The organism is Silvimonas iriomotensis, assembly GCF_014645535.1.
GTDB classification, from domain to species: Bacteria; Pseudomonadota; Gammaproteobacteria; order Burkholderiales; family Chitinibacteraceae; genus Silvimonas; species Silvimonas iriomotensis.
In genome coordinates this window covers 186,450-208,006 of record NZ_BMLX01000002.1, presented here as the reverse complement: position 1 = coordinate 208,006, position 21,557 = coordinate 186,450, and the positions used below count along the sequence as shown (strand labels likewise).

Annotated in this window: 13 protein-coding genes; 12 read left to right on the top strand and 1 reads right to left on the bottom strand. The window is 59.6% G+C overall.

Annotated elements, in window-relative coordinates; genetic code table 11:
- The first annotated feature begins 279 nt into the window (after positions 1-279).
- The 9 genes from IEX57_RS07415 (at position 280) to IEX57_RS07375 (ending at position 18,035) form a co-directional block, all read left to right on the top strand.
- The gene (locus IEX57_RS07415; protein ID WP_188703654.1) at positions 280-951 is read left to right on the top strand and encodes a TetR/AcrR family transcriptional regulator; all 672 of its coding nucleotides are present in this window, start codon (positions 280-282) and stop codon (positions 949-951) included.
- 13 nt (positions 952-964) lie between these two features.
- Positions 965-3,421, top strand: coding sequence for an acyl-CoA dehydrogenase (locus IEX57_RS07410; RefSeq protein WP_188703653.1), 2,457 nt, complete (start codon positions 965-967; stop codon positions 3,419-3,421).
- A gap of 274 nt (positions 3,422-3,695) precedes the next feature.
- Positions 3,696-5,222: an OmpP1/FadL family transporter gene (locus IEX57_RS07405; protein WP_188703652.1), complete on the top strand. Its 1,527-nt coding sequence runs from the start codon at positions 3,696-3,698 to the stop codon at positions 5,220-5,222.
- 87 nt (positions 5,223-5,309) lie between these two features.
- On the top strand, positions 5,310-7,682 hold the full coding sequence (locus tag IEX57_RS07400; RefSeq protein ID WP_188703651.1) for a 3-hydroxyacyl-CoA dehydrogenase/enoyl-CoA hydratase family protein: 2,373 nt from the start codon (positions 5,310-5,312) through the stop codon (positions 7,680-7,682).
- A 162-nt stretch (positions 7,683-7,844) separates the two neighbouring features.
- Positions 7,845-9,050 carry an acetyl-CoA C-acyltransferase gene (locus tag IEX57_RS07395; protein ID WP_188703650.1) on the top strand — a complete coding sequence of 402 codons (1,206 nt, stop codon included), beginning with the start codon at positions 7,845-7,847 and terminating at the stop codon, positions 9,048-9,050.
- Positions 9,051-9,393: 343 nt separating this feature from the next.
- Entirely contained in the window at positions 9,394-9,984 is a 591-nt protein-coding gene (locus tag IEX57_RS07390) for a chalcone isomerase family protein (RefSeq protein ID WP_188703649.1), read from the top strand.
- 787 nt (positions 9,985-10,771) lie between these two features.
- Positions 10,772-12,694, top strand: coding sequence for an autotransporter assembly complex protein TamA (locus IEX57_RS07385; RefSeq protein WP_188703648.1), 1,923 nt, complete (start codon positions 10,772-10,774; stop codon positions 12,692-12,694).
- Positions 12,694-16,545, top strand: a complete 3,852-nt coding sequence (locus IEX57_RS07380; RefSeq protein WP_188703647.1) for a translocation/assembly module TamB domain-containing protein — start codon at positions 12,694-12,696, stop codon at positions 16,543-16,545. Before IEX57_RS07385 ends, IEX57_RS07380 begins: the two co-directional genes overlap by 1 nt.
- Positions 16,546-16,817: 272 nt before the next feature.
- Entirely contained in the window at positions 16,818-18,035 is a 1,218-nt protein-coding gene (locus IEX57_RS07375) for an SGNH/GDSL hydrolase family protein (RefSeq protein ID WP_188703646.1), read from the top strand.
- Positions 18,036-18,126: 91 nt separating this feature from the next.
- On the opposite strand, the gene IEX57_RS07370 is transcribed toward IEX57_RS07375, so the two are convergent.
- Positions 18,127-18,810: a ComF family protein gene (locus IEX57_RS07370; RefSeq protein ID WP_188703645.1), complete on the bottom strand. Its 684-nt coding sequence runs from the start codon at positions 18,808-18,810 to the stop codon at positions 18,127-18,129.
- A gap of 82 nt (positions 18,811-18,892) precedes the next feature.
- On the opposite strand from IEX57_RS07370, the gene bioB reads away from it, so the two are divergent.
- The 3 genes from bioB (at position 18,893) to IEX57_RS07355 (ending at position 21,545) form a co-directional block, all read left to right on the top strand.
- On the top strand, positions 18,893-19,888 hold the full coding sequence (gene bioB / locus IEX57_RS07365) for a biotin synthase BioB (RefSeq protein WP_188703644.1): 996 nt from the start codon (positions 18,893-18,895) through the stop codon (positions 19,886-19,888).
- A 3-nt stretch (positions 19,889-19,891) separates the two neighbouring features.
- The gene (locus IEX57_RS07360; protein ID WP_188703643.1) at positions 19,892-20,401 is read left to right on the top strand and encodes a hypothetical protein; all 510 of its coding nucleotides are present in this window, start codon (positions 19,892-19,894) and stop codon (positions 20,399-20,401) included.
- 838 nt (positions 20,402-21,239) lie between these two features.
- The gene (locus tag IEX57_RS07355; RefSeq protein WP_188703642.1) at positions 21,240-21,545 is read left to right on the top strand and encodes a DUF2325 domain-containing protein; all 306 of its coding nucleotides are present in this window, start codon (positions 21,240-21,242) and stop codon (positions 21,543-21,545) included.
- The last annotated feature ends 12 nt before the right edge of the window (positions 21,546-21,557 follow it).

Sequence of the window (21,557 nt, the reverse complement as noted above, 5' to 3'; positions counted from 1 at the left end):
CGGCATTTTTGATCTACATCTTTTTGTAGCTGATTACGGTTGTTTGAAAACGGTAAGCATCTTGTCCTGAGTCAGTACTGTTTCATTCTGGCAACTTTTCGCCACATTTAGCTGCTTTGGCGCACCTTTGCGCAACCCGCGCCAATACTGGCCTGCAGCAATCCGCCTGTATCCCTGTCCGGTTTTTTCGATCGTGAATATTGACTTTGTTGTCGGGCTTCGTTAATTTCAAACAAACGTTTGAAATATCTAAAACAAAGTTACGCCACTGGAGTCCTCATGGCCGAGTCTATCCGGGCTGTCGAAACGTCCACCCGCATTCTTGATGCCGCCGAACTGCTGTTCGTCGAACATGGTTTCGATGCCACCTCCATGCGCCTGATTACCCAGGCTGCCGGGGTCAATATTGCTGCTGTGAACTACTACTTTGGCTCCAAGGACGGCTTGTTCAAAGCCGTATTCGAACGTCGTGCCGAGCCGTTTGTACGTTTGTTTGTAGGTCATCTGGATCGCCTTGAGCGGTCCGTGCAGATTCCCGCCGCCGCGCAAGTGGTGGAGTCGTTTGTGTCCGCAGCCTGTGAGCTGGGGCGCGATACGACACTGGGTGGCCTTGTGTTCGTACGCCTGCTGGCCCGCACCTTCGTGGAGCCGCACCCCGTGCTGAAAGAAAGCATGCCGCGTCGTTACAGCGAGCTCACCCGCCGGTATACCGATGCCCTGGTCCGCGCGCTGCCGCATCTGACCGAAGCCGAAGTCCACTGGCGTTTCCACTTTCTGGCCAATGCGATGTTCAACGCATTTGCCGGCACCAACGTCCTGCGCCTTTTCATGGCGCAACCCATTGTCAATGCGCGTGACCCGCAAATGGTCGCCCGCATGCTCGTTCCTTTTGTCGTAGCAGGACTGGACGCGCCCGCCGCCGATCCCGCCCTGAATAACTCGAATTCCTAAGGAGTATCAAGACATGACCGCGCTGATCTGTGTGGCTGTTGTCCTCATCGCTTTCCTGGCCGTGGCTTACCTGCGCGCGCCGCTGTGGTTGTCGTCCCTGCTGGTGTTGCTGGGCGTTGTTTACGGTGTGGCCACGCACGGCCTGAACGTGATTGTGGGCACCGTGATTGTGGTGATTCTGGCGGTGCTCAATATCAAGCCGTTCCGCCGCGCTTTCATTACCAACCCGCTGTTCTCTGTCTTCAAGAAAATCACCCCGGCCATGTCGCAGACCGAGCAAGAAGCGGTCGACGCCGGCACCGTGTGGTGGGATCGTGATCTGTTCTCTGGCAAGCCGGACTTTGATCGTCTGCACAGCTTTCCGGCCCCGAAGCTGACCGCTGAAGAGCAAGCCTTCCTTGATGGCCCGACAGAACAGCTGTGCGCCATGCTGGATGACTGGAAGATCACGCACGACACCAAGGATCTGTCGCCGGAAGCCTGGCAATTCATCAAGGATCAGGGCTTCCTGGGCATGATCATCAAGAAGCAATACGGCGGCAAAGAGTTCTCCAACCTTGCCCACGCCCGTGTTGTGACCAAGATCGCCACCCGTAGCGGCTCTGCTGCCGTGACGGTGATGGTGCCCAACTCGCTCGGCCCGGGTGAGTTGCTGCAGCACTACGGCACTGAAGCGCAAAAGAATTACTACCTGCCGCGCCTGGCGAAGGGGATCGAGATCCCGTGCTTTGCGCTGACTAGCCCGGAAGCCGGTTCTGATGCCGGTGGTATCCCGGACTACGGCGTCGTGGCCCGTGGCAGCTATACCGATCCGCGTACCGGCGAGCACCATGAAAACGTGCTGGGTATCCGCGTGTCCTGGGAAAAGCGTTACATCACGCTGGGCCCGATCGCGACCATCCTGGGTCTGGCGTTCAAGCTGTATGACCCGGATGGCCTCCTGGGCGACAAGAAAGACATCGGCATTACCTGCGCGTTGATCCCGACCGAACACGAAGGCGTGCAGATCGGCCGTCGTCACTACCCGGGTACCAGCGTGTTCCAGAACGGTCCGAACTGGGGCAAGGATGTGTTCATCCCGATGGACTGGGTGATCGGCGGCAAGGATTACGTCGGTCAGGGCTGGCGCATGCTGGTGGAATGTCTGTCGGTGGGTCGTTGTATCTCGCTGCCGGCCATGTCCGTCGCTTCTGGCAAGCTGTCTTCCTTCACCACCGGCGCGTATGCCCGTATCCGTAACCAGTTTGGTCTGGCCATCGGCAAGTTTGAAGGCGTGGATGAAGCGCTGGCCCGTATCGGCGGCTTTACCTACCAGATGGACGCCGCACAAAGCCTGGCGCTGACCGGTCTGGATATGGGCGAGAAACCGTCCGTGTTGTCCGGCATCCTGAAGTACCACAACACCGAACGCATGCGTAAATCCATCAATGATGCGATGGACGTGCACGCCGGCAAGGCCGTGTGTATCGGCCCGAACAACTACCTGGCGCACGGTTATCAGGCCATTCCGGTGGCGATCACCGTGGAAGGCGCCAACATCCTGACCCGTTCGATGATCATCTTCGGTCAGGGCGCCATCCGCTGCCATCCGTTCGTGCTCAAAGAACTGCGCGCGGCCATGAGCAATGACGCTGCCGCCTTTGACAGCGCCGTGATCGGTCACATCGGCTTCACCATCAGCAACGCCGTGCGTTCGCTGGTCATGGGCCTGACTTGCGCCCGCTTTGCCGGCAGCCCCAAATCCGGCCCGACTTCGGTTTACTACCGCAACACCATGCGCATGTCCTCCGCGTTTGCCTTCGTGGCCGACATGGGTATGGCTTCGCTGGGCGGCAGCCTGAAGTTCAAGGAAAAGCTCTCCGCCCGTCTGGGTGATGCGCTGTCCAATCTGTACATCGCCACCGCCGTGCTGAAGAAGTATCAGGACGAAGGTTCGACCGCAGAAGACCTGCCGCTGGTGCAGTGGGCTGCGCAGACTGCACTGCATGACTGCCAGGTTGCACTGGATGGTTTCCTGAACAACCACCCGAACCGCCTGCTGGCCTGCCTGATGCGCTTCGTGGTGTTCCCGTTCGGTCTGACCCAGCGTGCACCGTCTGATGCCATTGGTACCAAGGTTGCCCGTTTGCTGATGGAACCGTCGGTCAGCCGTGATCGCCTGACTGAATATATGTACAAGCCGACTGCCGAGACCGATCCGGTGGGCGTACTGGATCACGCACTCAAGGCCGTGATCGCCACTGAAGCGGCTGAAGGCAAGCTGCGCAAGGCCGCCCGCGGTGGTCAGGTGTCGGGCTGGACCTCTCATGCCCAACTAGCTGATGCCCAGGGCAAGGGCCTGATTACGCAAGAAGAATTCAACGCCATTACCCGTGCCCGCCAGCTCAAGCGTGCGGTGATCATGGTGGATGACTTTGATCAGAAACTGAACAACCCGGACCCGGAAGTCACCACCCGCGTGGTCTTCTGAGAAAGAGCAGGGCGGCGTTTGCCGGGGGCGATTGTCCGGCAAAAGTCATGAACAGACCCTGACGTCAAGGCTCCGTTGTATTTGAGCCCGGTGGCTTGCCGCCGGGCCAGTCGGAATAAAAAATTCAGCAGGTCGTTTTTTTAGCCTCAAAAACTGAACAAACGCTTGACTGAAATTGAGTGAAGGCCGTTACAAGGCCTCCGATGAAAAACCCGCCAGGAGCGGCGGGTCCCAAAAAAATCGCAGCCAGAAGCTGCGTTTGAAGGAGAGTACGATGAAGAAGATGGTCTGCGCTTTACGCATGATTGGTGCCGGTTCGCTGGTGGCACTGTCTGGTCATGCACTTGCTTCCGGCTACAGCTTTGGTGTGCAGAGTATCAGCGCGCAAAGCGTGGCCAACGCCAACGGCGCGGAAGCCAAGGATGCGTCTGTCCTGTTTTTTAACCCGGCTGGCATGACGCATCTGCAAGGGGACAATATTGCAGGCGGTATCGTTGTGGTTGACCCGTCGATCAAGGTGTCCAACGCCAGTTCCACCACCGTCAACGGTGTACCGGTCTCGGGCAACAACGGTGGTGACCCCACCGAAGCCGTCGCGGTGCCGCAGCTGTACTACACGCACCAGATCAATGACCAGGCGTATGCCGGTATCGGTTTCTTTGTACCGTTCGGTGACTCGGTCAAGTACGACAGCGGTTGGGTAGGTCGTTACAACTCCACCCGCCTGGACATGCGTACCTACACGTTCAACCCGTCGTTTGCCTACAAGTTCAACGACCATCTGTCGCTGGGTGTCGGTGTATCTGCCCAGTACATGGATGCCTCGTTCAAGAAGAAGGCTGACTTCGGTTCGCTGGCCGCGCAATCGCTGCAAGCCCAGTTGTCCACCCCGGCCGGTCAGGCCCAGATCACCAACCTGGTGACCCAGATGACGGCCCAAGGTTTGCTGACCCAGGCACAAGCCCTGCAGATCCAGCAAAACCTGCCAGCCGCCATTGCCAGCATGCAAGGCAATGCCAAGTACGACGGCGAACTTTCCTACGAAGGCACCGACTGGGGCTTTGGCTGGAACATCGGCCTGATGTACGACGTGGACCCGACCCTGCGTTTTGGCGCCGCCTATCGCAGCAGCATTCACCAGAACCTGTCGGGTGATGCGGACTGGAACGACCCGCAAAACTTCAACCTGGATGCCCTGAACCAGTATGGTACGGCCGGCACCATCCTGAACAAGGCACTGAACACCGCCGTGCAAGGCGCGTTCTCTGCGTTTGAAGATGGTAACGGCAAGGTTTCGGTCGATACCCCTGACACCCTGTCGCTGAACTTCTTCAAGAAAATCAATGACAAATGGGCTGTGATGGGCGACTGGACCCACACCTGGCATTCCAAGTTTGATGAACTGTCGCTGCAGTTCTCCAACGGCCTGCCGAACGCTGTGATCGAGCAAAAGTGGAAGAACACCAACCGCTACTCGCTCGGCGCGACTTATCAATGGAGCGATCCGTTCCAGCTGCGTTTCGGCGTGGCGTATGACCAGTCCCCGGTGCCGAGCGATACCTATCGTATTGCGGCGCTGCCGGACAACAACCGGATCTGGTACTCCATCGGCTTTAACTATGCATTCAATCGCAACCTCTCGGTTGATGTGGCCTACACCTACGTAAACATCCAGGACGCCCACATGAACAACAACGAAGGCTGCGTGCTGCCCACATGTACGGGTAGCGGTACGACCACGGTGGCAGACTTCACCAGCAACGCCAATATTCTTGGCGCGCAGATGAACTACCACTTCTAACGAGGTGGACCGGTATGGCGGGCAACCGCCATGCCGGTCTGTTCAGGCCCTATCCACGGGGCCAGTTCTATTGGGGATATATTTCTTATGGTCCAGACAGCCAACATTCGCCGCGTCGCCGTACTTGGCGCCGGGGTGATGGGTGCGCAGATTGCCGCTCACCTGGTGAACGCCGGTATCGATACCGTGCTTTTTGATTTGCCGGCCAAAGAGGGCGACGCCAACGGCATCGTCAAGAAGGCAATCGACAATCTGAAAAAGCTCAAGCCCGCGCCGTTTTCCAGCGTGGCCCGTGCCGAGCACGTTGCCATGGCCAACTACGGCACCGATCTGGAACAACTGGCCAGCTGTGACCTGGTGATCGAGGCGATTGCCGAACGCCTGGACTGGAAGCTGGACCTCTACGCCAAAATTGCCCCGCATCTGGCAAAACACGCCATTCTGGCAACCAATACTTCCGGCTTGTCGATCGGCAAGCTGGCCGAAGGTGTACCGGCAGAACTGCGTGATCGCTTCTGCGGTATTCACTTCTTCAACCCGCCGCGCTACATGTACCTGGTCGAACTGATCCCGACCGCCCATACCGCCGGCGCCCAGCTGGACGCCCTGGAAACCTTCCTGGTGACGCGTCTGGGCAAGGGTGTGGTTCGCGCCAAAGATACGCCCAACTTCATCGCCAACCGCATCGGTGTGTTCTCCATGCTGGCGACGATTCACCACGCCGAACGCTTCGGCATCCGTTTTGACGTGGTTGACGACCTGACCGGCCCGCGCCTGGGCCGTCCGAAGTCTGCCACTTTCCGTACCGCTGACGTGGTGGGCCTCGATACCTTCGCCCACGTGGTCAAGACCATGACCGACAACCTGCCGGATGATCCGTGGCACAGCCACTATCAGGCCCCGGCCTGGATGGCAGCATTGATCGAGAAGGGCGCGCTGGGCCAGAAGACCCGCGCCGGTATCTACAAGAAAGAAGGCAAGGACATCCTGGTACTGGACCCGAAAGCGGGCGAGTACGTAGCGTCTGGCCAGAAGGGCAGCGACGAAGTCAAAGCCATCCTCAAGATTGCCGACCCGGCTGAGCGCTTTGCTGCACTGCGCGCCTCTGCGCACCCGGAAGCGCAATTCCTGTGGGCCTGCATGCGTGATGTGTGGCAATACATTGCCTACTGGCTGGGCGACATTGCCGGCTGCGCCCGTGATGTGGACTTCGCCATTCGCTGGGGTTTCGGCTGGAAGCAAGGTCCGTTTGAAATGTGGCAAGCCGCTGGCTGGAAAGCCATTGCTGCGGCCATTAACGAAGACATCGCCGCTGGCAAGACCATGAGCAGCGCCGCGCTGCCGGCCTGGGTGGCCCAGCGTGATGGCGTGCATACGCCGCAGGGCAGCTACAGCGCCGCGGACAACAGCCTCAAGCCGACGTCCAGCCTGCCGGTGTACGAACGCCAGATTTACCCGCCGACCGTGTTTGGCGATGCTGAACCGGACTACGGCGAAACCGTGTTCGAAAACGACGGCGTGCGCATGTGGCTGCGCGCTGGCGACGACGTGCCGGTGCTGACCTTCAAGACCAAAGCGCATTGCGTGGGTCCGGATGTGCTGGCTGGCGTGCAAAAGGCCGTGAAGATTGCGGAAGAGCGCTTCCCGGGTCTGGTGATCTGGCATCCGGAAGCCCCGTTCTCGGTCGGCGCGGATCTGGCCAGCATGGGCCCGGCCTTCATGACCGGCGACTTTGCCTCGATCGAAAACATGGTGCACGAGTTCCAGAAGACCTCGATGACCATCAAGTACAGCCAGGTGCCGGTGGTTGGCGCCGCGCAAGGTTATGCGTTTGGTGGCGGTTGCGAGTTCCTGATGCACTGCGCCCGCGTGGTGGCTGCGCTGGAAACCTACGTGGGTCTGGTGGAAGTCGGCGTGGGCCTGCTGCCGGCCGGTGGCGGTTGCAAGGAGTTCGCCCTGCGTGCCTCCCGTGAGGCCAAGGGTGGCGATATCCTCGCCAGCCTGAAGGACTACTACATGGCCATGGCCATGGCCAAAGTTGGCACTTCTGCTGAAGAAGCCAGGGAAATCGGTTACCTGCGTGAATCCGACATCATCGTGTTCAACGCCAACGAAATCCTGCACGTGGCCCAGTCGCAAGTACGCGCCCTGGCCGATGCCAACTACAAGGCCCCGGTCAAGCCCAAGGCCTTCCCGGTGATGGGTCGCGCTGGCGCTGCCACCATCCGTGGTCAGTTGGTGAACATGCTCGAAGGCGGTTTCATCAGCAAGTACGACTACTTCATTGGCTGCCAGATCGCGGATGTGGTCAGCGGTGGCGATGTTGAAGCCGGCACGCTGGTGGATGAAGAGTGGATTCTGAAGCTGGAGCGTGAGCGCTTCATGGGGCTGCTGAAGAAGGGCAAGACCCAGGAACGCATCATGTACATGCTGGAAAACAACAAGCCGTTGCGCAACTGATTGTTGCGCGGTGAGGTGTGAGGCGGGAGGAGTGAGGTGTTCCTTGCTCCGGCGCTTTGTACCTTGCCAATCAGACTGAATATTGAAGTGGTGTGAAGACGCAGGTGTGCTGCCGGGTTTTACCCCTCACGCCTCGCCCCTCACACCTCACAGGAGTCACCAATGAGCAAACAAGTTCAAGAAGCCTACATTGTTGCTGCGACCCGCACGCCGGTAGGCAAGGCCCCGCGCGGCATGATGCGTCATGTTCGCCCGGACGACATGCTGGCCCACGTGATCAAGGGCGCACTGGCCCAGGTGCCCAACCTGGATCCGTCGCGTATTGAAGACGCCGTGGTCGGTTGCGCCATGCCGGAAGCCGAACAGGGCATGAACATCGCCCGTATCGGCGTGCTGCTGGCTGGCCTGCCCAATACCGTGGGCGGCGTAACCATCAACCGTTTCTGCTCGTCCGGCATCAACGCCGTGCAGATGGCGGCTGACCGCATCCGTACCGGCGAAGCCGACATCATGATCGCCGCCGGCACGGAAAGCATGTCCATGGTGCCGATGATGGGCAACAAGGTTGCGCTGAACCCGGAAATCTTCGCCAAGGACGAAAACCTGGGCATCGCTTACGGCATGGGTCTGACCGCCGAGAAAGTGGCCAACCAGTGGAACGTCAGCCGTGAAGACCAGGATGCGTTTGCGGTTGAATCGCATCGCCGCGCTCTGGCTGCCATTGAAGGCGGCAAGTTCAGCGACGAAATCACCCCGCTGGAGGTCACCTACCGCGTGCCGAACCTGGCCACCGGTGAAGTGGAACTGATCAAGAAGACGCTGACCACGGATGAAGGTCCGCGTCGCGATACCAGCATGGAGGGTCTCGCCAAGCTCAAGACCGTGTTCGCAGCCAAGGGCTCGGTCACGGCTGGCAACAGCTCGCAGATGTCTGACGGCGCAGGCGCGCTGATCCTGGTGTCCGAGCGCATTCTGAAGGAATACAACCTGACCCCGCTGGCACGTTATGTGAGCTTTGCGGTCAAGGGTGTGCCGCCGGAAATCATGGGTATCGGCCCGAAAGAAGCCATCCCCGCTGCGCTGCGTGGCGCCGGTCTGAGCAAGGAAGACCTGGCCTGGATCGAACTGAACGAAGCCTTTGCCGCACAGGCGCTGGCCGTGATCCGTGATCTGGGTCTGGACACCAGCAAGGTCAACCCGCAAGGCGGCGCCATTGCCCTGGGTCACCCGCTGGGCGCTACCGGTGCCATCCGCGCTGCCACGCTGGTTCACGGCATGCGCCGCGAAGGCATGGCCGGCAAATACGGCATGGTCACCATGTGTATCGGTACCGGTATGGGTGCCGCCGGCATCATCCAGTCGCTGTAAGGATGTAAAGGCCCGCCATGATGAGGCGACCGGCATGAGGTTGCGGTCAGTGCAGACAGCTTTGGGTGCTTGCCAGTGCAAGCGTCAGGACTGCTGCGCCCTGCAGCAACGCAATGTGCCGGTTGCCACCCGTGTTGCGGGCTGGTTTTACCGTTTTCTTCACGCTCTGCCTTTTGTGCCCGCGGTCTGACACTGCGGGCTTTTTTTTGCCCGCGTTTTGCATCTGGCCGCACAGACATAATAATCAGCGCCTTTTTGCCGCAGCAGCCTGGCTGTTGTGGCGCCGGACAGGCCGGGCACGCCTGGACCGGCAGACAAGGCCGATCAAAAAGGAACGTACACGATGAAGCTCAAACAATCGCGCCTGGCGCTTCTGGCACTGGCTGCCGCACTGACCCTGGGTGGCACGCCGGCCCTGGCGGTTGAAGTCTCTGGCCAGACCGTGGCCGATCACGCCGATGTGGGTGGTCAAAGCCTGCAACTGGATGGCGCCGGCATGCGCAAGAAACTGATTTTCAGTGTCTATGTCGCCGCGCTGTATACCTCTGCCAAAACCGGCGATGCCGCAGCGGTGATCAACGCCACCACGCCGCGCCGGATGGAACTGCATATGGTGCGCAGTGTTTCGGCATCGACCATGCATGAGTCGTTTGTGGAAGGGCTGACCGCCAACGTCTCCGAGACGCAACTGGCCGCGCTCAAGCCGCGTATCGGCGCGCTGGAAAAAATCTTCAATGAAGTGAAGTCGGTGGACAAGGGCGACCTGATCACGCTGGACTTCATTCCGGGGCAGGGCACCCGGGTCTCTGTTCGCGGCAAGGCCTACCCGGTGATTGCTGGCGATGACTTTGCAGCAGCCATGTTGTCGATCTGGCTGGGCCCCAAGCCCGTGCAGGACAATCTGAAAGCGGCGCTGCTGGGCAAGGCTGAATAAACAAAACAGCAGCACCTGCAGACTGACCAGAAAGGAGGCTTCGGCCTCCTTTTTTATTGGCTTTGCATTGATGCACCTCAAGTGTGCTTTGAATGCGCTGCCCCTGTGCGTAGTGAGGTGTATCACCTTATTGCGTAGTTTGGCTACACGACTTTTGGTGTGATATTTTACATTTTGCAATGCAGTAAGTAATTGTTTTTTAATGAATAACATCAAAATAAACGTAACAATATTCCTTGATGTTACGAACTTATTACGTAGTAATTCTACGAAAATACTTGCACCAATTTTGTAGTGGGGGTACTATTTGTCCATGCCGAGCCACAAGCCGGATCCACTGAAGTTCCAGATTCAAAAGGAGATGGAAAATGCGTACTTTCAACCTGATTATGAAAAACGCCCAACGGATCACCCGCTTGATGGTCAAGTCTCACGGTTGGCAATCGACGCAGTGCCCGCGTTGATCTGACAACCTTGCGCAGGGGTGCAAGCCCTTGGCGCAGAACTGTTTTTAAGCTCTCCTAGGCTTAAAAATGGCGGCGCGAGCCGCTTAGCTTTATCGACTCCTCCATCCTCTGATGCCCGTGGTACATATCCGCCCCCGGTGGTTTATGTCCCGGGCTGTTTTTTTGCCTGTTTTCCGGCGACGCCCATACTTGTTACATCTGTAATTCTGAAATCAGCCACGCATTCGGTTTTTAGCACCGATTTGTACGGTTTATGATTCACCGCAGGGTCACACTTCTGTACAGTAGCGGCTTGATTTGTTGCCTTAGCCCCTTCCTCAATGTCCTTGCCGGTGCGCTTTCTTTGCCTGTGCTTTTTCGCCTTGCTGTACGGGGGCGCGCGCGCATCGGAGCCGCAAGCCGCATCTGAACCGCAAACGGCATCTGAACCGCAAACGGCCTCTGAACCGCAAGCGGCACCGTCTGGCCAGACTGCTTCAGCACCCCAGCCCGCTGCCGATGCCCCCGCGACGGCTGATACGCCCGCTGTGGCCGATACCGCCGACGCTGACGTGCGCAGGATAGACAGCTACAAGATTGATATCACCGGCCCGGGTGATGCGGTGGACCTGCTCAAGTCTTATCTGGAGGTCTACAAATGGCGCAGCCAGAAAGGTTTGCAGGTAGATGAACTGCAGGCGGCGGTGGATCGCGCGCCGCAAGACGCCGCCGGATTGCTCAACACCGAAGGCTATTTCAAGCCTGACGTGCAGGCGCGGATTGAGCCGGAAGGGGATAGCTACCACGTCTATATCACGGTCGAACCCGGCCCGCAGGTGGAAGTGCGCAACGTGGATTTGCGCCTGACCGGCCCGATCAATGACGACCCGACCTACCGCGATGCGCTGCTGGCCCGGCTGGCGCGCAAGCCGCCGCTGGACAAGGGCGATCTGTTTACCCAGTCTGACTGGGACCTCTACAAACGCACCACGCTGAACGCCGTGCTGGTCCGGCGCTATGCCGGCGCGCGCATTACCCAGAGCGAAGCGCTGATCTCTGAAGACAAACACTATGTCGATCTGACCCTGGTGATTGATAGCGGGCCGTCCTATCACTACGGCTACGTCAGGATCAACGGCATGCAGCGCTATCCGGAAAAAATCGTGCGCGATCAGGTGCACCTGGTCGAAGGCGGCGAATACCGGCGCTATGAAATCCTGAACCTGCAGACCGATCTGCAGGAAATGCCGCAAGTGGCGGCGGCTGTGGTTGATACCCAGCTGACCAACACGCCGCCCTACAACGCGCCGGTAGACATCACCGTGCAGGAAGCGCCCCTGCAAAAACTGGGGCTGGCGGCCGGTTACAGCACCAACACGCGCTATCGCGGCCAGATTGACTACCGCTATAACAACATCGCTGATCGTGGCTGGGTGTGGAATACCAAAGCCGTGTACGAAGGGCTGGAGCAATCGCTCAGCACGGATTTGTCCTTCCCCAAGCAGCCGGATGGTTACTCGCACAAGATCTACTTCACGGGTGACCACAGCGTCGTGCAGGGCCTGTCGACCACCAGCTACAAAGGCGGCGTGTCGCGCACGGTGAGTGATCGCAATATCGATCGCACCCTGACGCTGGAATACCTGACTGAACGCCGGGATTCGGGCGATGGCAACATTGATCACCCGCATTCGCTGACCCTGAACTATCAGTGGATACGCCGCGATCTGGATAACCAGCGTGATCCGCACAAGGGCACGATCTGGCAGGTGGAGGGCGGTGGCGCATCGGGCCAGATCCTGTCCACGCAGACGTTTGTGCGTCTGTACAGCAAAGGCGCGTTGTACTGGCCGGTGGGTGACGAAGGCATTTTCCTGGGTCGCCTTGAGGCCGGGCAAACCTTTGCGCGGTCCGCGTCTGAAGTGCCAACCGACTGGCTGTTCCGGGCCGGTGGCGCGGGCAGCGTGCGCGGTTACGATTATCAAAGCCTGGGTGTGAAAGCCGACGACGGCACGGTCAACCCGGGCCGGGTACTGGCGACCAGCAGCGTTGAATACCAGCACCCGGTTTACAAAGCCTGGCGTGGCGCGTTGTTTGCCGATTACGGTGACGCCGCCGATACCTGGCAAAGCTGGGAAGGCCATACCGGCGTTGGCGTGGGCGCACGCTGGATCAGCCCGGTAGGCTCGATCGGCGCGGATATCGCTTATGGCGTCACTGAACGGCAGTGGCGCTTTCACTTTGCCATGGGGCTGGCGTTCTGATGACGGACGACATCCAGAACCCGCCCCCCGAGACCCCGACGCCGCCAGCCAGAGCGTGCCGTCACTGGCTGCACTGGCTGTGGCGCGGCCCGTTGTGGCTGTTGATCCTGCTGGTCCTTGTGCTGGCCGGGGCCTTGTGGTGGATTGATACCGGTCATGGCCATGACTGGCTGCTGCAAAAGGTCAACGCCACCGGCATGGTGCGCATTGGCAAGGTTGAGGGTTCTTTGTACCGCAATCTGATCGTGCATGATCTGGTGGTTGATACGCCGGAAGTGCATGTGAGCGTGGACAGGATCGACCTCACCTGGCGTCCGCAAGAACTGTTTTACGAGCGGGTGGGCATTGATGCGCTGGACGTGGGCTCGGTGCGCGTGACCAGCAAGCCGCAGCCGCCCAACAAGCCGGCCTCGCCGCCACCCACCAGCCTGAACCTGCCGATCGCGATCCGGCTGGATGAGCTGCAACTGGCGCGGCTGGAGATCGTCGATACGCCGCTGGTCTTTACCAGCCTCAAAGCCAGTTTGCATAGCGATGGCGAGCTGCATCAGCTCAAGCTGGCGCAGTTGCTGACCCCGCGCGGCCGGGTAGAGGCCGACCTGCAACTGGAAGGCGACGCGCCCTTCAAGACCGTGGGCCAGGTGCAGTTTCATGGCCATCTGGATGGCAAGTATGTGCAGGCTGGCCTGCAGCTCAATCACAATCTGCGCGACTTGCAAGTGCAGGGGCGCTTGCAGGGCGAAGTGGCGCAAGCCAGTGTCTCGCTGCGCGCGGATGTGTTTGCCGAATACAGCTACACCATGCTGCACGAACTGCGGCTGACCGCTGAGCGCGTTAATCCCAAACAGCTGATGGGCTCATTGCCGCAGGCTTCGCTCTCGGCCCAGATGACCCTGGTGCCGCGCGCGAAAGACCGCGCCGATGGCACCATCGTGATCAGCAATACCGCGGCGGCCATGATTGATGAAGATGCCATTCCGCTGACCGGGCTCAGTACCCGCTTTACCGTGTTTGCAGACCGGCTTGATCTGCAGGACTTTGAAGCGCGCCTGCTGGGCGGCGCCAAAGTGACCGGGCAGGGCGAGTTCCGGCAAGACAAGCTCAAGGCCGATTTCAAGCTTGATGCGCTGGATATTGCCAGTTTGCTCAAGCGTCAGCCGCCAACGCGCTTGTCGGGCGATATCCAGTTGTCCGGCCCGTACAAAGCGCCAGACGTGCAGGCCAGACTGGCCGATGCGCGTTACAAGGCATCTGCCAACGTGGATCTGGGCTGGATTCATCCAGAAAAAGAACGGCGCCTGGCCATCCGCAAACTGGGCCTGGCCCGCGGCCCGGCCAGTGTTGCCTTGTCTGGCGAATTTGCGCTGGATGGCAAGCAGGATTTCAAAGCCACTGGCAAGTTTGCCAAGGTGAACCCGGCCGAATACGTGGCCGCGCCGGTGGGCAGTATCAGTGGCGACTTCACCGCGTCGGGCCAGTTGCAACCGGCGTGGCAAGGCCAGTTGCAATACAAGCTGGCCAACAGCACCTTCAGTGGCCAGCCGCTGGCCGGGCAGGGTGAAGCGAAACTGGATGCAAAACGCATGGTGACGCCGGGGCTGTGGCTGCAGCTGGGCACCAACCGCATTGATGCCAAAGGTGCGCTGGGCGCCGCGTCGGATCAGCTTAACCTGCACCTGGATTTGCCGCATCTGGCGGATGCCGGCCAGGGTTTTGGCGGGGCGGTGAATGGCGACGTCAGCCTGCGCGGTGGCTTCAAACGGCCAGAGATTCAGGGCAAGCTGGCCGCACAAGGCCTGAAAACCCCGTTTGGCGTACAGGTTCAGGAAGCGCATCTGGATGCGCGCCTGTTTGCAGACCTGAACAGCCCGATCCACGCCAATGTCGATCTGGTCAATGCCAGTGGTTTTGACGCCAATGTCAGCAGCCTGAAGTTCAATCTGGAAGGCACCCGCAACCAGCACCAGATGACGCTGGCCATGCAGGGCAAATACCAGAACCAGCCCATCACCGCAGACTTTGCCGCGGCCGGCGCGCTGGATGCGCAGTGGAACTGGCAAGGACGCATAGAACGCCTGATCGCCGAAGGCCCGCTCAAGGTTGAACTGCTGGCCCCGACCACGCTGACGGCCGGCGCGCAGCGGGTGGCGCTGGCCGATACCCGCCTGAAAGTGGGTAATGGCCAGATTCATATTGCGCGGCTGGATATGACCGGCAGCCATCTGAGCACGGCCGGTGAATTGCAAAAAGCGCCGCTGTCAGATTACCTGGTGCTGGCGGGAGTCAAAAACCTGACCAGCGACATGCTGCTGTCCGGCCGCTGGGACCTGACCGGTGCCGACGTGCTGGATGGTTTTGTTGAACTGCAACGCGATTCGGGCGATATCCGCCTGCAAAGTGGCGGCGCACCGCAGGCATTTACGCTGACGGCACTGCGCGCACGGCTGGATGCAAAACAATCACGCGTGGCACTGTCCGGGCTGGTATCCAGCGACCGTTTCGGCACGGTCAATCTGGATGGCAATACCCAGCTTGACTGGCACGACAAACGCATTGCCCCGGGGGCACCGCTGACGTTCAACGCCGTGGGCAATATCGAGAAACTGGACAAGATCGCCCCGCTGGTCAGCAGCAATATTGCGCTGGCGGGCGGCGTGCGCTTTGAAATCCACCGTAATGGCACGCTGGAAGAACCCCGTATTTCCGGTTCGGTAGACGGGCAGAAGCTGGATATCCGCGATACCGCCACCGGCCTGACCCTGCGTGACGGCACGGTGCATCTGGTCATGCAGGACAACCGCCTGACACTCAAGCAGTTTGAGTTCCATGGCGGCCAGGGCGTGCTGCGGGCGGATGGCACCATGGATATCGGCAAGGAAGGCCCGCATGCTGAAGCCAATATCACCGCGGAACACCTGACTCTGATCAACAAGCCGGACATGCAACTGATCGTGTCCGGCAAGGGTCTGGTCGGGTATGACAAGGACGGGATTTCAGTCAAAGGCAATATGCGGGCAGATCGCGGCATGGTGCGTTACCAAGCCGCCGGCGAGCCGCATTTGTCTGATGACGTGGTGCTGGCGGGCGTGCAGCGCGAAGAAAAAGCCAACGTGCCGCTGGCAGCCTTGCAGTTTGATGTCGATCTGGGCGATGACTTTACGTTCAAGGGCTACGGCCTGGACGCACGCCTGACTGGCGCACTGCGCCTGCGCGCCAGCCCCAACCAGTCTTTGTCGGCCCATGGCACGGTGAGTGTGGAAGACGGCAAATACGCTGCTTACGGGCAGAACCTGACGATTGAACGCGGTGTGCTGTCGTTCTCTGGCCCGCTGGATAACCCCGGGCTGGATATCCTGGCCATGCGGCGCGGCTTGTCGGTCGAGGCCGGTGTGGCGGTGAAGGGCACGGCCAGCTCGCCACGCGTGACGCTGTACTCTGAACCGGCCGTGCCGGATAACGAAAAGCTGGCGTGGCTGCTGTTTGGCCACGGCACCGACAGCATGGACAAGGGCGATGCCGCAGTCATGGTGCAGGCGCTCAATGCCCTGCTGGCGGGGGATTCATCCGGCCAGGGCTTGTCGCAAGAGATCCTGGGCAGTATCGGGATTGATGAAGTTGGCATGAGCACGGACAAACACGCCGACGGCACCACCACGCAGATCGTGTCGATCGGCAAGCGGCTGACCGACAAGGTATCGATTGCCTTCGACAAGAGTCTGGATGGCCTGGAAGATGCCATCAAGCTCACATTGCGGCTTTCGCGCAACTGGTCGCTGGTCACGCGTTTTGGCGCTTATGAAAGCACCATGGACGCGACCTACAACATCTCTTTTGACAAGTTCCCCTGGTAGCCAGCATTCATGCGGGTTACCGCCCCGATGGCCGCCAGAGTGCGGCCATTTTTGCCGCCGTTTTTTTGCGCCTGCAAACCGGCGTCGGTGTTAAACGCCCGTCTTGCTGAAACTGCTTATTGTTGGGGCTGTTGCGGGATTATTACGCTGCACCATGTAGTGCGAAATAAATCACTACAAATCAGGTACACTCTGTGCCCCGTTCCGCTCGGGGTTCCGGCGACCGCTGGCTGGAAAGTCAAACAAACGAATAATTAAGGAAGGAGATGCGCATGCGCACACAAGGAATCGGCGCACTGTCTGCGCTGGCAGCCGCAGTTTTGCTGGCCGCCTGTGGTGGGGGTAGCGATGGTGGTCACGACTTTGACAGCAACAACGCCACCCAGACACAAACCCATATCAAACAGGTTGTGGTCTTTGGTGACAGCCTGAACGATGTCGGCACCTACAACCCCACGACGATTGCGCTGACCACAGCGGGCCCAAATCCGCCGTCTCCTGGTCTGGCATTTACCACCAAGCCGGGCGCACCGTGGACCTCCTACGTTGCACTGGCCTATAACTTCTACCTGCAACCGTACCAGCGTGTGGACTTTGGTCTGCCAGCCGTTCCTTACAAGGGTCCGGGGCAGGTTGTGACCCTGGGCGGCACTGACTACGCCCAGGGTGGTGCCACGGTGATGACCGATCCAGCCAATGGCGGCATCGTGAATACCACTGTGGGTAGCTCGACCGTGCCGCTGCAAGAAGCAACTGCATTGTCGGTGAAGACGCAGATTGACCTGTATCTGGCCGCCACTCCGGCCTTCAGCAGCAGCCAACTGGTGCTGATTGATGGCGGTGCTAACGACATCCTTAACTACTTCCAGAATCAAACCAATCTGATTCAACTTCTGGGAGCGATCGGCGCTGCATCGGGCGATACCACCACAGCAACGGCAGTCGTGACAGCCTTTGGCAAAACCACGGCAGATAACATGGTGGCGCAGCTGCAACGTTTGCCTGGTGCTGGTGCAACCAACGTCGTTTACGCAAACGTGCCTGACATTGGCGCAACGCCGTTCGCGGGTGTCGTTCAGGCAGGTCTGGCCACTCAATTGCCGAGTACCCCGTACGCCGGGCTGGCGCCGTTTATTGGTGACATGCCGGCGCTGATGACCGCCATGGTCAAAGCCTATAACGACGAAGTTGCTGCCGGCATTGCCAGCACCAAGATCATCACGTTTGATGCCAATGCGCTGCTCAAGTCGGTGCAGGCTTCGCCGTCGACCTACGGCATGATCAACGTGACCTCGCCGGCATGTACGTCTGAAACCACACCGGGTGACGCATCCACGCTGACCTCGCTGATCTGCACTGCATCGACGCTGACGCCGGGCGCAACCGACAGCAACTACCTGTTTGCTGACTACGTGCACCCGACCAATGGCGCCCACAAGATCTGGGCCTCTGCGGTACTCAAGCAGATTCAGCCGCTGATTCCGCAATAACCAATACCCATCAAGCACGGGCTTACCTGCCGGTGCCAGAAAAGCGCAGCCACAAGCTGCGCTTTTTTTTGGCCGGCAGTGGCCGGACAGATTACAAGGTGCGTGCCAGCACCCAGGCATCCACGCGGCGGGCGCCGGCCTGGCGCAGGGTTCTGGCGGCCACGTGCAAGGTGGTGCCGGTGGTCATGACATCATCGACCAGCACCAGATGGCGGCCGGCAACCGCAGCCTTGGCCACAAAGGCATGCCGCAGGTTGCGCTGGCGTGCGGGAAGATCCAGCCGCAACTGGTGGCCGGTGTCGCGTACGCGTGCCAGCCAGCGTGTTTGTACCGGCACGTTCAGGTAGCGCCCCCAGACTTGGGCAATCTGCTGGCTCTGGTTAAAGCCACGTTCTTGCCAGCGCGCCGTAAAGAGCGGAACCGGGATGATGACATCTGGCCGGGCCGCGCCATCCAGCCGGTGCGCGGCTTCGCGTGCCAGCAGATCAAACAGTGACCAGCGCCCGGAGAACTTGCCGGCGGGAATACAACGCGCCAGCCAGCCCTCATACGCAAACGCCGCGACGGTATGGGTGAACGCGGGCAGGGTACGCTGGCACTGCGCGCAGTCACCCGCCGCAAGTGATGGCATGGCACAGCGCGGGCAGACAGGCTGATCCAGCCAGGGTAGTTCATGCCGGCAGGCCGGGCACAGTGCGCGGCTGGACATTTGCCCGCAGAACACGCATTGCGCCGGAGGCAGCAGACTACGCACGGTGTTTTGCAATTTGTTCAAAAAATTTTTCTGATAATTTGACAACTGGCTGGACTCCCTCACAAAATGCAAGAAACCAAACCCGCTTAGCTTAGGGAAAGCCATGAATCATCCTGCTGCGCTGACGCAACCCGTGACCTTCAAAAAGCTGGAACCGCATGCGGAATCCGGCGCTTGGGACGTGGCCGACATCGAGGCCTTGTTCAACCTGCCGTTCAACGATCTGTTGTTCCGCGCGCAACAAGTGCACCGCGAACATTTCGACGCCAACCGCGTGCAGCTCTCCACGCTGCTGTCGGTCAAGACTGGCGGCTGTAGCGAAGACTGTGGCTACTGCCCGCAAGCTGCGCGCTATCACACCGGCGTAGAGAACGAAGCCCTGATGAGCGCGGATGAAGTCATCGACGTCGCCCGCATCGCCCGTGAAAACGGTGCCAGCCGCTTCTGTATGGGCGCCGCCTGGCGCGGCCCCAAGCAGCGTGATCTGGATGAAGTGAAAAAGATGATTGCCGGCGTCAAGGCGCTGGGTCTGGAAACCTGTGCCACGCTGGGCATGCTCAAGGAAGGGCAGGCCGAACAACTGCGTGACAGCGGCCTGGACTACTACAACCACAATCTGGACACCGCGCCGGAGAAATACGGCGATATCGTCTCGACCCGCCAGTATGACGACCGTCTGGATACCCTGGGCAAAGTGCGCAAGGCCGGTATCCATGTCTGTACCGGCGGCATTGTCGGCATGGGCGAAACCCGTGAAGACCGCGCCGGCCTGATCACCCAGCTGGCCAACCTGGACCCGCAACCGGAATCCGTGCCGATCAACAATCTGGTGCAGGTTGAAGGCACGCCGTTGCACGGCACTGATCCGCTGGACTGGACCGAGTTCGTCCGCACCATCGCCGTCGCCCGGATCACCTTGCCCAAGAGCTTTGTGCGCCTCTCTGCTGGCCGCCAGCAGATGCCGGAAGCGATGCAGGCGCTGTGTTTCATGGCAGGTGCCAACTCTATTTTCTACGGCGATAAGCTGCTGACCACGGGGAATCCGGATGTGACACGGGATCGGGCGTTGATGGAGAAGCTGGATATCAAGCCGTTGTAATTGGTGTGGCTGTTTGATGGGCAGGAACGGAAAAAGGATGACTTTAGTCATCCTTTTTTGTTGAATGGGCACCAGCGCTTGTCTTTGGATGACATTTATATGCGGTGGCGACGTGGCTGTTTTACTTTGCTCTATGTGCTGATTTTATTTGCACCTTCTTTACTGGGTATGGAAGGCCTGATTGATTGGTTTAGCACTTGGGTGAGCGTGGTTTCAGCACTGTATGCGGGGTTGATGATGCGTTTTGCGGGGAGCGCATCAAAAACGGCATTGCTCGCGGTCTTCCTGATGACGATCGTTTTCCCTGTCGGGACGCTGATGCTTGTCGGGGCAACAAGCGGCGTTACTCTGGCGGCTGCTGGCCAGAGTCTGCGAGATTTGTATGAAATGCCTGAATTCTGGCGGCATACGGCCGGATTGTTCCATCCATTGTTTGCCACTGGCGTTGTGGTGGGATTGTTCCTGTGGTGTAGGAGGGATTCCCAGTTACCGAGGGTGGATTCGGGGCGGTAGCGACTATCCACCTGCTGCTGTCTTTGAAGACTTGACTGCTGTTAGCGCCTGACGGCGCGGTGTTTTGATACCGGCGGTGGCCGGAGCACGTTACTTTCTTTGCTTCGCCACCTCGGCGGCCCCAAAGAAAGTAACCAAAGAAAGGCGACCCCGGCGACGCCCCTCGGGGGTGTCCCCACATTGCCGCAGGATGCCCGGGATGTCAGTGGCAGCGGGACTGCGCTCGCTGCGCGAGTTCCCTGTGCTTCTCGCAAGACGCGGCTGGCTCGCGAGTTCGGCCTGCGGCCTACCGCTTCGCCTTGATCGCCGCGCCTTGCTGCGATGCTCGGCGCAGTCAAGGGGAGGTACGTCAAAGGCAACCGCAACCCCGAAAATCAACGGCGACGGCAACCCCGGAAATCGTCTGCTTGCCAGAATGAGTCATCCACCCAACCACTTCGTCATTCCGGCCTTGAGCCGGAATCCAGTCTGCCCACAGCAGGTGGGCTTTGCCTGGCAAACCGGTTTCAGTGCCTTCGGCACACCTGTTTGCGCCTGGATTCCGGCCAGGGGGGGCGCCGAGGTCAGGAATGACGAAGTTGTGGGGTGGGTGAAAATTGTGGGCCGCGTGACATAGCAGTTGCACCCGGCAAACCCCGCCGTACACTCTGCACACCTCACACCTCACACCTCACACCTCACACCTCACACCTCACACCTCACACCTCACACCTCACACCTCACACCTCACACCTCACACAAAGTTATAAAAATCTAACTTAATATTCTTTATTGTTATTTAATGTCCGGTGCTACCTTGACCACACGCCCATCACCACAGGGCGGCCAAGGGGAGCATATGAATGCGTATCTGATCGGGGCGGATCGTCTGGGTAATATCCCGCAGTTGCTGGACCGTTACGGTATTCGCATTGCCGCCCATCTGACCGGGCGTGATGCTTCGCATCAGCGCAAGCCCACCAGTGCGCGCGGGGCGGATTTGATTATTCTGTTTACGGATTTCATGGGCCATAACGTCATGCGCAATTACCGGCAACTGGCCACGCAGAACAATATCCGCTTTGTGGCCTGCCGCCGTTCGGTGTGCGATCTGGAGCAGTCGCTGGCACCGATGATGGAGCAGGCCGGCGTGCACCCGCAGTAACGCCAGAGAATG